Source organism: Allopusillimonas soli, assembly GCF_004153445.1.
GTDB classification, from domain to species: Bacteria; Pseudomonadota; Gammaproteobacteria; order Burkholderiales; family Burkholderiaceae_B; genus Allopusillimonas; species Allopusillimonas soli.
In genome coordinates, this window is the sequence record NZ_SDQC01000002.1 from 670,910 (window position 1) to 682,023 (window position 11,114).

Genomic DNA, 11,114 nt, shown 5'->3' on the forward strand with positions numbered 1-11,114 from the left:
GGAATCTCCGTCGAAGGAATGGAACGGGCGCCGGGTGCCTATTGGCCGGCATGGAAAAGTGTGATCGTGCGGCGCATCTCGTCGATGGCGGCATAGTGCCAAAGGCAAAGCCCCAGCATGGCGGCCAGCACCCCAAGCAGCAGGACCCAGCGCAGCGCCACAGCCAGGCGCGCCGCATTGCGCAGCATGTGTATGCACAACCGATTCACAGTGAACGACAAGCCTTCGCGCAGGCCGCGCGCGCATATCATGTCATCCAGGAACCAACTGTCTTCCCTGTCGAGCAGACCCGTACGGAAAATGGCGCCGCCTGTATAGCCGGCATCGACGCGCTGGCGCAGCCTATTGGCGCAATAGGCCAACCAGGGCGTTGCGCCTTCTCCCAGCAGCCGCAAGGCGGTGCGCAGGCGCATGTTGGCTTCGGCCCCCTCCCCCAGCAGGATTACCAGCAGGGACAGCAGGCGCGTGCCTTGCATATGGCGATACAGGCGCCAGAGCGCAAATTGGTCCAGCCATGAGCGCACCGGCCCCACCGCGTTGGGCAGGGACCATCGCACCCCTATCCATGCTGCGATGGCGGTCAACGCGAGCGGGATGCACCAACGATCCACCACCGCTGCAAAGGCGATCAAACCCTGGACGGTCTGCCCGTGCAATGCGGGAGGAAGGCTTGAGAACACCTGCATCAAGCGCGGTACGGTAAACCAGGGCACAGCCAACAGCATGAGAACCAGCAACGCAATGGCCACGCAGGCAGACCAGAGCGCGGAGGCAACAATGCGCCGCAACCTGGATTCCATATCGGCCGCGCCTGCAAGCGCCCGGAGCGTCTGGGTGAGCGCCTCGTTGCCCACGGCCTGAGCACTGCGGATGGCCGCCAGTTCGCCTTGGGGAAAGCAGTGCCGCCAAGTCATGTATAGATCCGCGCCGCTTGCCTCATAGGCTTGCAGCCAGGCTGCCGATAGGCGTCCGCGCACAGATCGTCGCCCATGGCGGCGAGCGTCCTGGCGAAAGATCTCTCGCAGAGTCTGGCTTCCGCGCTGCCCTTGGAGCAGGCAGGCCAGATAGTCGCAATATTCTCCTCGACCTGACCTGAAGCGATATGCGTCAAGATGCATGCGCAGACCGGACCACCAGGGGCGGTGGAAAACGACGCGGTTCGACTGGAGACCCATCATGTATGCTCCAGCCGCGACGCGGGGACAGCCGTCCTCGCCATGGGCAGCCCCGGCCAGTCCAGGACTGCCGGATGCCCTACATGCGGAGAATGTCGTCCGGCTTTCTTTGCAACAATCAGTTCGGTTTCAAACGCGCGAAATCGTGGCTCCACATCCCTTGGGTCCACCATGCCGGCGAACGCCTTATCCACGGCGCATGCCATAGCCGACATCTCGGGCGCACACGCCATGGCCGGCTCAACCACCTCCGCCGCCAATGTGTGGCCTTCATAGCCTCGCAGCTCAACAGGCTTGCCGAGCGAGCAGGCCTCACACCCTTCGGGATTGCGAATGCGCAAGGTATCCGTCGAACGCTCGTAAAGCTGGCACAGAATATCCAACCAGCGCTGCCAATACCTGCCGCACCGATTTTGTCCATCGGCGCCAGGCGCACCAGCCAGCAATCTATCGGCAGGCTGGGCGCAGCGCTGGCAGAGCGCCGGGATTAGCGCCTGATAAACAAGCAGGCGCAGCATGCCGGGCGTCGCAAGAAAATCCTTCGACACGCCGATGAAATCGGAGGCCAGCCTTGCGGGAATCAAGTCGGCGGAAAGGGCATGCACAGTGGCATATACGTTGACACCGGATGAAGCCAGATCCATGAAGGCCCTGCCTGTTTCCCGGTCACGTATTTCTCCCAAGAGCACATCGTGTGCCGCCGAACGCTTCACCGCACGCAGCTTTGCTGCATAGGCTTCGTGCGCGGCATGCCCGAGGTCGCGGGCTATCGAGTTCTGAATGGCGCCGGGAATGGCATACTCGACAGGATCTTCTATCGTGACCACTTTCCGGTGCTGCGCCAAACCGTGCAGCAACACGGCGAGGGTGGTGGACTTCCCTGCCCCCACCGCCCCTGCGAAGATGACCGCGCCTCCTTCCGCGTTCAACGCGCGCTGGATCTGGGCAGTCTGATCAGGCAGATAGCCAAGGCCGTCAAGACTTTTGGCGAGCATATTCCCGCGGCTGGAGAGAAGCCGAAGGCAGACGCTCGGGCCGGACTCCGCGGCCAGGGAAGACCAGCGAGCACGACATGGGGCGCCATCGATATTGAGCGCCATGACCCCTTGCTGTTCTCGGCCAGGGTCAAACACGGCGCCATTCCCGCCTCGTATATCCATCCAGGCGACCGAAAGCATGTCAAGCAGCACGCTGGTTGCAATGCCCTTGAAGCAGTCGGGCTGAACATACCGGCCATCGATGGTGTACCGCACTTCAGAAACCTCGCGATCCCTGTGCACGTTCAGATGGATGTCGGTCGCACCATGCCGCACGCCCCATGACACCAGATCGTGAAAGGCGCCGCCAAGCGCGGGCCTGGACGGATCCGGCACATCTGCTATGGATTGGCGGCCCGCAACCATGCCCTGCCCGCGCAGAACAGCCTGCAGCATGGGCGCCGTCACAACGTAACGCTGCGGCGATGCCGTCAAATAGCCGTTTGCCTTTACGCGTCGCAATACTTCCTCTGCCTGATCGCCGGCCACATGCTCCGCCAGCGCGAAAAGCGCGACATCGCCGCTCTCCAGCAACACGGGCGCGAGCCGGCCCGACAGCATCTCCAGTCCAAGCTCGGCGGTGAGCGCACGTAACGCGCCGGGCTGCATGGCCAGTAGTGCCTCGCTATTGGGCAACACCACAGCATCGGCCGTATTGAAACGCGGCTGGATATCCGATGAGCCCGAGAGCCCGGTCGCAGGGCGTCGGCGTCTAAGGTAACGCCGTATCATGGCCGTACCTGAAGGTCGGGGTAAACGCATAGCGTATGGGAATCTTGTTCGCCCTCAAGCCGTACGCACGACGCCGACATTTCACGCAACAGGTAGGCGGGCTCTTGCTGCACCGGCCCCAAGGGCCGCGCGCGGCCGCGCACATAGACCATGGGCTGTCCATTGACCGACACATGCGCCAATAGCCTGTCGCCCGAACCATAGAGCGCGAGCAACTTCGGCCGGTCGGCGCTCGGGCTTGTTTCCATGCCATCATGTCGCCCGGCACGAAGCACGCCTGTGCGCGCCTGATTGAGCGCGGCGTCGGCTTCCAGCTGCATCAGCTCGTACACCAGCATCCTGTCCGCTTCTTCTTGTGCGGCGATGGATGCAGCGCTCGCCGCCGATGCATGCGTTGGTGCGGCAGACGGACTAATCGCCAAGCAGACCATGGTCGCCCGCCAACGACGCGTCCAGAACCTGCGCGGACTCGGAGATAATGGCGGCGGCATGGGGACTCCAGATTTCATACAAGGCTCCAGAAAGAGAAATCATCAAGGCACTTTGCCTGGCATCGGGTTTCTCCAGGGTCCGATGGCCAAGGTGGACGGTCTGCCAGCCCATGTCCATGGCGAGCGGTACCATGAGGCTGACAGACCTGAGCGGCCCCTCGACACGCAAGTGCCTGGATCGATACCGCCGATCAGTGGCATTCGCGGCGTGGGGCGGCACAGGCGACGCCAGCATCTCGGACGGGCCAGTGTCGAGCACCGTAAAGGCCGGGCGTATCGTCTGAAGCGCTGGCAGCAGGGCTCTGTCGTTGTCTGCAGCCAGGCTGACACGCCCTCCATGAAGCGGGCGGCCTGGCGAGGGCATCTGCCATGTCGCCCGAGCCACGTCCAGCCCTTGGAACGCAATGTGCCATCCAGGCAGGGCGGGTCGCAATAGGCTTTCATTGCCAGGCGTGCCATGGCGCGTGTACTCTGCGCTGCAATCCCAGCGAAGTAAGATGGCCTCGCATCGCATTGTAGTGAGCAGCCATCCATCAAGTCGCACCGGTAGCCGGTGCAAAGATTGCAGCAAAGCCCGCAGTCCAGCCGTCCCATGAATGATGGGCGTGGGTGGTGCATCCCTTGCTGGCGCATCATGCATGGGATCTGAGGCCGATGCGGACGGACTGCCAACCATGGCCACCCGCAGGCCGGCCGGCGCTGCGCCAAACCACAGGGCGAACACGGCGCATAGCAGAAGAAGCCCTGCGCAAGCCGCGGCGATGGGAATGGGCTGGAAGGCATAGGACACCTTCCGCAACGTCGTCGCGGTGTCTGCCGCGCGGGCCAGAGCTTCGATATTGGGCATTGGATGCGACGAAGCTTCGTCCAGTACGCACAGATGAGGAAACGATAGGCGCAGCTCCGCCAATGCCTGCCGCGCTTCTTCCATATCGCGGCAAAGACGGTCGGTACTGGCCACGACCATGCCTTCGTGAGCCGCCACCAGCCAGATCGCATCGGAACCGACAGGCATGGCCATGGCTGTGGCTCCGGTTGGATACAAGGCGGCGAAAATCGCGGCTGCCGAATTCGGCAACGGTACATGCTGAGGCTGGCGCAGCACCGCGATGCCCACAGCAGAAAGCTCGGGTCCGGTAATCACGCTGTGCGTGGCGCGATATCGCCTTGCAATGCGCATGCCCGCTTTCGCCGGCTGCGCATCAAGCACCGTAAACCACGACATGCCAAACAGCAGTGTGCAGCGCCCTGTGGGTATCAGCAAAGGCTCGTGCATGGACACCGCTAGCCCTCTTCGATCTGCGCTGTCACGATGATGATGGTGCCGAGGCGGTGGGTGGACGCTGCCTCGCTGCCACCCAGCGCCAGGGGCAGGCCAGGGTTAAGCCGTCTGCTTTCCGTTTCACGGCCCTGGCGGTCAAAGCCAGAGATAAGCAATGGCTGCCCTGGCTGCAGCGCCACCTGCTGCACGATGCCGTTGCCATCTATCGTGATCTGCTGCAATTGCAGCGGATTGTCCTTGCTGCCGAAAGTGACCGACCGCAATGGCTGTGCCACGGTATTGTCGTACGCGATGGACAGCAACACCCGACCATTGTCCATGGCTTCGGGCACAAGCGTAATCAGTGATCCGACGGTCTGTTCCCGTTGACTGACCGATACTGGCGGCATCGCCATGCCCATCCCTTGCGTCACGGGTTGCACCTGCACCTGATCCACATAGGAAAATGTAGTGCGCACGGCGTGTGTGACCGGGCGTCGGTTGAGCGTCAGTACGGGCATACTGGTATGCCGCACAATTTGCCCTTTTCTGCCCAGTGCTTTGATCAATGCCGCGGAGCCCTTATAGATGCCTTGCGATATGCTAGCCTCCGCGCTGGCGCTCAGTGCGACCGGCGGTGCGGAAACACCTACGCCGGTAAGGCTTGCCGCGGCATGCGCACTGGAAAAGATGGCTTGCCAGTCCATGCCCAGCTCGGCCTCGCCACTCGCCTGGATGGTCAGCTCTTCGAACACCAGGCGGATGCGGCGGGTCAGCGCGCGGTTTTCTCGCGCCAGATAGCGGGTAATGTTTTCCAGCACATCTGGCGTATCGGTGATGACAATGGCGGCCCCCGCACCCGGCTCCGCAACCATGAACCCCGCGCGGGAAAGAAATGGCTCAAGACGGGCACGTATGGTCGCCAGCGCATCCTGGCCGCCGCCTGCCAGTCGCGTGCCCGATGCACTGGCGAAGCTGCCTGGACGGTCGCCTTCGGCTTGTCCGAGCGATGCCTGGGCATGCGCGTTGAGTGTCAATGCGTGCACATCGAAGACGCGCGTTTCAGTGCGGTAGAACTCGATGCGGTCTTGCTGGTAGCGCCAGCGTATGCTTAGCCTGGCGGCGATGCGATCAAGAATTCGGGCCAAAGGCTCCGACACATCGACCAGATCGATGCCCAACGGCGCCGGCACAGCCAGCGCCGCATCGCCAGCCGCCAGACGGGGCAAAAATGCTTCAGCCGGCAGCAATGCCTCGGGGCTGATATGAACCGGAATGCCGGTGGCGGCCATCAAGCGTCTTGCAATACCAGGCAAATCAATGGGCCCATCAGCGAAAACGAGCGTCGTTCGGACATCCGCGCGAAGCGCGGCGGGCAGCGTGACATCGCGCCCCAGCGGTTGGGGCGCGCCCGCCAGCCAGGGCCGGTCCACATCCTGGGCTTGCTGGCGCTCGGCGCCATCGATTGTTTTTCGGCCAAACCCTTGGTGTCCAGCATCGATGCGCTGGCGCGCCGACGCGAATACGCCGGAAATCTCTGCTGCTTGCCTGATGACTGTGCAACCCTGTAGCGCCAGGCACAGAACCAGACTCAATGCGATTCGTGAACTCATGATGCGGCACCTGCCGCGAGGCTTCCGCTGCATGATTGCGCATGGGGCACCACACGCAGGACATGATTGCTGTAGAAGCATGGCTGGAGGGGGTGGCTGCCCATCTCGGTGGCGGAAAGCAATGCGCGGACAGCAGACTTGAAATCGCCTTCGAAGCGGGCGGAGCCTGAAAGCGGAATATCGAACTCGGCATGCCAGTGCTCCGGACGGAAAGTCCAACCCGCATGCGAAGCCCAGCGTGCCAGCACGAGGCGCATATTTCCATCCTCGGGGCCTGCGTAGTAGGCATAAGGTTGCGCCACGGCAAAGCTGGCTGCGGTCATGTCTCCCGCCAATGACCCGGTTCCGGTTGCATCGGGGCGCTGCCGCAGCGGGGCGCCCGATGGGCCGGCAGCCATAGGTAAGCGCGCTACCGTGGATGTAGCGGTGGCGTCCTCTTGCAAACCCACGGGCGCTTCGGACGGGACTGGCGTCCCGATCGCTGGCAAAGCATGCGGTGCCGCCACAGCTGCGGGCTGCTGCTGCGACGCTGTGGAAGCGGCCTTGGTCACATGCGCCTGGAGATGCCCGCCGCGCAGTAGCAGGCGGGACCAGACACGCGACAGAACCACATAAGGGCCGTCCTGGCGGTAGGATAGCGGGCGGCTTCCGGACTCGGGCGCGAAGATGGCTGGCACGGGCGTGCCTGGCGCGAACTGCAGCCACATTTGTTGCCCATTGTCGAATGCCTGAAGCGGCGCAATGGCACGGTCACCTTGAAGACGCCAGTCAAAGTTCAGCAAGGAGGCGGGTGTTGCGACCGCACGGAAAGATTGCCAGCCTGGCGCGGCCAGGCATCCAGGCAAGAGGCACAAGGCCAGAATGGCGAGAGAAAAGCGAGGCATTGGCGTGTTCAGTCACGGATCAGATCTCGCGCATCAAAAACCGATGCGCAGCCACATCCTGCACTGGCTTCGGGTTGGCCGCCACGCCGGGTACTACGAATGGAAAAATCAGTCCTTGCGCTCGCCGGTCAGAATGCTCTTTGAACACAAGGCACTGACACTGCGGGCGCGGCAAAAAAAAACCGCGCTGCCCAGGCTGATTTTGCCCAGGCAGCGCGGCTTGCGCCATCCGCGTATGCGCTACTTCTGCCGCATGAGCCGGCTTGCTTCCGCGGAAGCGGTCTTCAGCGCAGTCACAGCTGGCTCCTTGCCGTCCAGGGCCCGGTCCAGCGTCCTGCGGAACATGGCCCGGATGGCCGGATAGTTGTCGATGCGGAAACCCCGTCCGTTGGCCGTTGGCGTCGATTGCTGCGCCGCCACCAGTTGCCGCCAATTTCCCAGCTTGTCGTAATAGTTTTCCCCGGTCAGGCCAAAGGCCTGGTCGGTCAGAGGCAGGAAGCCGGTTTCCTGGTACCACCTGGCGGCGTGCTTGGGCTGGGCCAGCCAGTTGAGAAAAGCAAGGCTTGCCGCATCGCTCTTGTCGGGATGGCCAGCCATGAGCCAGAGGGCGGCGCCTCCGACAAAGGGATTTCCCGGCTTTCCTGTAACCTGCGGATAATAAGGCAGCCCGGACACGCCAAAATCCAGCTTGCGCGTGTCCTTGAACCACCCGATATTGCTGGAGGACGACATCAGGACGGCGCATTCGTCATTGGCAAACCGCTTGGTGGCCACACTATCGAACTCGGGACGCACCATGAGTTCGCTGCGCACCCAACTGATCATCATGGACAGATGCCTGATATACATGACATCAAATGTAAAAGCGGGATCCCCCTTTCCTTTCAGGCCGTTTTCATTCGACGCATACAACTGATTGTTCACGGCTGCCAGATTTTCCAGATTGACGGACACAGGCTGGTCGGAGGTCAATGGGCAGTTGCGCGATCCGTTGTTGGCAAGCGTGACCAATTGCGCCTGCAATCCGCTCCATGCCCGATCCGGTACCGCATTGGCGAGCCCTGCTTTCTTGAAGGCCCCCACGTTGTAATACATGACGGGTATGTCGGCCATGTAGGGAAACGCGATCAGGCGGCCGCGGCTGTCGCGGGCAAAGGTATTCTTGTCCGACAGAAACCATTTCGCATCCTTGATGGGATGCTTGTTCAGCAGTTTGTATAGCGGAACGATGTCGTCGGCGTGCGCCAGCTTTTCTGGGGTGCGCTCGTCATCCAGTTGCACGAGCTGCGGCCTGTCGGCTGCCTTCTTGATCGCCAGCAGCTTGGCCTGCAGATCGCTCTCGCTGGTGAAGCTTTTGAGCTTGACCTTGATGTCCTTCTGGCTATCGTTGAAATCGTCAACCAGATCCTTGAACACATCGGCGTTGTGCGCATTGAGCGTGTGCCAGACCTCGACATCGGTAGCCGCCCAAGCGGCACCCGGCCCGCACAACAGCAATCCGGTAGCCAGCCAAGCCAGTGCGCCCCGGAAGCCGTGGGCACCATAAAGCCGATTTATCTTCATCGAATGTTCAACCTATAAAAGGAAACTCGGGTTCAGGCTGCCTGCCCGACATAATGTCTGCAAGCGCTCGCCCGGAGCCGGCCCCCATGGTCCAGCCCAGCGTGCCATGCCCGGTATTGAGGTAAAGATTCGGAATCCTGGTCTTGCCCACGAGCGGCACGTTGGATGGCGTGGAAGGACGCAGGCCCGACCAGAAACGTACGTTAGCAAAATCCAGGCCAGCTGGGAACAATTCGCGCGCCTGGCGCACCATATTATCGCAACGGATTGTATTGAGCGCCCGGGAATAACCGGACAATTCGGCAGTGCCGGCCATGCGCAATTGATTGCCCAGTCGGGTGAAGACAATCTTGTGCGCGGCATCGGCCATGCTGACCCTGGGAGCGGCATCTGGATCCGTGATGTCAAAGGTGGCCGAATAGCCCTTGGCGGGATACACGGGGCAATGGACGCCAAGCCGCTCGACAAATGCAGGGGTCCAGGCACCCAACGCCGCCACGTAAGCGTCGGCAGTGAGGGTTTCGTACAGGCCATCGGGCCGGATGAGTTCGGCACCGGCGATGCGCCCATCTTCCGGGAGCAGCCGGCCTAGATGAGTATTGAAGCGGAATTCGACGCCTGCCTGCTCCGCATGCCGGGCCAGTTCGGTTGTAAACAGATACACATCGCCGCTTTCGTCATCGGGGGCGTACTCGCCGCCGGCTATGAGATGACGCGCGGAGGCGAGCGCCGGCTCGAGCTCAATGATTTCATCCGTCGTTACCACTCGCCGGTCCACGCCCAGATCCCGCAGCAGGCTGGCCATGTCCTGGGACGCCTCGAAGCCGGCCTGGTCCCGGTAGAGCGTGAGAATGCCTGTTTCCGACTGATGGTAGGCAATATCAAGCTCGCTGCGTAAAGCATGCAGCGTGGATCTGCCATATTCGGCCATGCGCAGCATGGCGCGGGCATTCGCTGGCACCCTGCCGGGCAGGCATTCACGCAGGAACCGCAAGCCCCACGCCCATTGGGCGGGGTCAAGCCTCAGGCGAAACAGCAGCGGCGCATCGCTGCGTATGAGCCATCGCAGCATCTGCAGCGGCGCTTTCGGATTGGCCCATGGCTCGGCATGAGACACCGCAATCTGGCCGCCATTCGCCCTGCTGGTTTCGCATGCCGGCCCCGCCCCACGCTCCACCACGACCACGTCGTGGCCTGCCTGTCTCAGCCACCATGCTGTCGATACACCAATTATGCCGCTGCCCAAAACCGCTACTTTCATGGCTGGTCCCCCTGTCGCTGTTGGGAAAAACGATCGCGCCCCTGCCGCCCGCGGCCGCTAAACGGTGTCGGCCTCGGATGTGAAAGCGTCCGCATAGAATTCGTCTTCAGGAAGCCCGGCCTGAGCGAAATCTCGCCGCGCACTGTCGACCATCGCGGGGGCGCCACAGGCGTACACCTGGTAGCCCGAAAGATCCGGTATGTCCTGCAAGACGGCCAGATGCACAAACCCCGAACGCCCCTGCCAGCCGTCCTCGGGCTGCGCGTCCGAAATCACAGGCACATAGTCGAAATCGGCGAGGCTCCGCGCCCACGCCTGGGCCATGGCGTCCATGTACAGGTCTCGGGGCCGTCGCCCTCCCCAATACAGCGCAGCCTTGCGCATGGTTCCCTCGGCGATCATACGTTCGACTATTGCCTTGATGGGCGCAAAGCCAGTACCGCTGGCCAGAAAAATGACCGGCTTGTCGCTGTCCTCCCGCAGGAAAAACGAGCCGAACGGGCCCTCCACACGCTGGATTTCGCGCACTTTCATTTGCGTGTCACCTGCGCCGAAAACGTGATCGGTAAAGGCGCCGCCAGGCATATGGCGAATATGCAGCTCGACCTGATTGTTCTGCGCCGGAGGGGACGCCATGGAATAGCTGCGCCTGCGCCCGTCGCGCATGATGAATTCGAGATACTGCCCCGCATAGAAACGGAACGGATCGGCAGGTGGCAACTGCAAGGTCATGAGCATGACATCGTCCGTGGCCTTCTCCAGCCCCATGACCCGGGCCGGCATTTTCCGTATCTGGATATCGCTCGCCATGCGGATCTCATGCGCTTCAATCTGAAGGTCGGAACTCGGCCGGGCCTGGCAAAACAAGGTATAGCCCTGTGCGATGTCTTCGGGCGACAGGATTTGTGCAGGCGCGGCCCCGGCATCATAGGTGCCCGCGAGCACCTTGCCCTTGCAGGTCGAGCATGCCCCATTGCGGCAGCTGTATGGAAGCACGATGTCGGCGGCCAAGGCCGCGTCGAGCACAGTCTGCCCTTCCTGTACCTCGAATTCGTGCTTGCTGGGAAAAACCGTAACCTTGTAGCTCATGTTCCTGA

The 11,114-nt window shown here is 62.2% G+C and carries 9 protein-coding genes; all 9 read right to left on the reverse strand.

Annotated elements, in window-relative coordinates; genetic code table 11:
• Window positions 1-38: 38 nt before the first annotated feature.
• The 9 genes from ERD78_RS08940 to ERD78_RS08980 all read right to left on the reverse strand — a co-directional run bounded on the left by ERD78_RS08940 (window position 39) and on the right by ERD78_RS08980 (window position 11,106).
• A complete protein-coding gene (locus tag ERD78_RS08940) occupies window positions 39-1,178 on the reverse strand; it encodes a general secretion pathway protein (protein ID WP_129968912.1) in 1,140 nt (379 codons plus the stop codon).
• Window positions 1,175-2,944, reverse strand: a complete 1,770-nt coding sequence (locus ERD78_RS08945; protein ID WP_167668889.1) for an ATPase, T2SS/T4P/T4SS family — start codon at window positions 2,942-2,944, stop codon at window positions 1,175-1,177. Before ERD78_RS08945 ends, ERD78_RS08940 begins: the two co-directional genes overlap by 4 nt.
• Complete coding sequence (locus ERD78_RS08950) at window positions 2,941-3,375, reverse strand: hypothetical protein (RefSeq protein ID WP_129968914.1); 435 nt, start codon at window positions 3,373-3,375, stop codon at window positions 2,941-2,943. Before ERD78_RS08950 ends, ERD78_RS08945 begins: the two co-directional genes overlap by 4 nt.
• Window positions 3,356-4,711 (reverse strand): type IV pilus inner membrane component PilO, encoded by a 1,356-nt coding sequence (locus tag ERD78_RS08955; protein ID WP_129968915.1) that lies wholly within the window; start codon window positions 4,709-4,711, stop codon window positions 3,356-3,358. The genes ERD78_RS08950 and ERD78_RS08955 overlap by 20 nt, the downstream gene beginning before the upstream one ends.
• Before the next feature lie 8 nt (window positions 4,712-4,719).
• The gene (locus ERD78_RS08960) at window positions 4,720-6,309 is read right to left on the reverse strand and encodes a type II secretion system protein GspD (protein ID WP_129968916.1); all 1,590 of its coding nucleotides are present in this window, start codon (window positions 6,307-6,309) and stop codon (window positions 4,720-4,722) included.
• A complete protein-coding gene (locus tag ERD78_RS08965) occupies window positions 6,306-7,193 on the reverse strand; it encodes a TrbG/VirB9 family P-type conjugative transfer protein (protein WP_129968917.1) in 888 nt (295 codons plus the stop codon). Before ERD78_RS08965 ends, ERD78_RS08960 begins: the two co-directional genes overlap by 4 nt.
• Before the next feature lie 240 nt (window positions 7,194-7,433).
• The gene (locus ERD78_RS08970) at window positions 7,434-8,756 is read right to left on the reverse strand and encodes an extracellular solute-binding protein (RefSeq protein WP_129968918.1); all 1,323 of its coding nucleotides are present in this window, start codon (window positions 8,754-8,756) and stop codon (window positions 7,434-7,436) included.
• Window positions 8,757-8,763: 7 nt separating this feature from the next.
• Window positions 8,764-10,017 carry a D-amino acid dehydrogenase gene (locus ERD78_RS08975; RefSeq protein ID WP_129968919.1) on the reverse strand — a complete coding sequence of 418 codons (1,254 nt, stop codon included), beginning with the start codon at window positions 10,015-10,017 and terminating at the stop codon, window positions 8,764-8,766.
• 57 nt (window positions 10,018-10,074) lie between these two features.
• Window positions 10,075-11,106: a CDP-6-deoxy-delta-3,4-glucoseen reductase gene (locus tag ERD78_RS08980; RefSeq protein ID WP_129968920.1), complete on the reverse strand. Its 1,032-nt coding sequence runs from the start codon at window positions 11,104-11,106 to the stop codon at window positions 10,075-10,077.
• Window positions 11,107-11,114 lie beyond the last annotated feature (8 nt).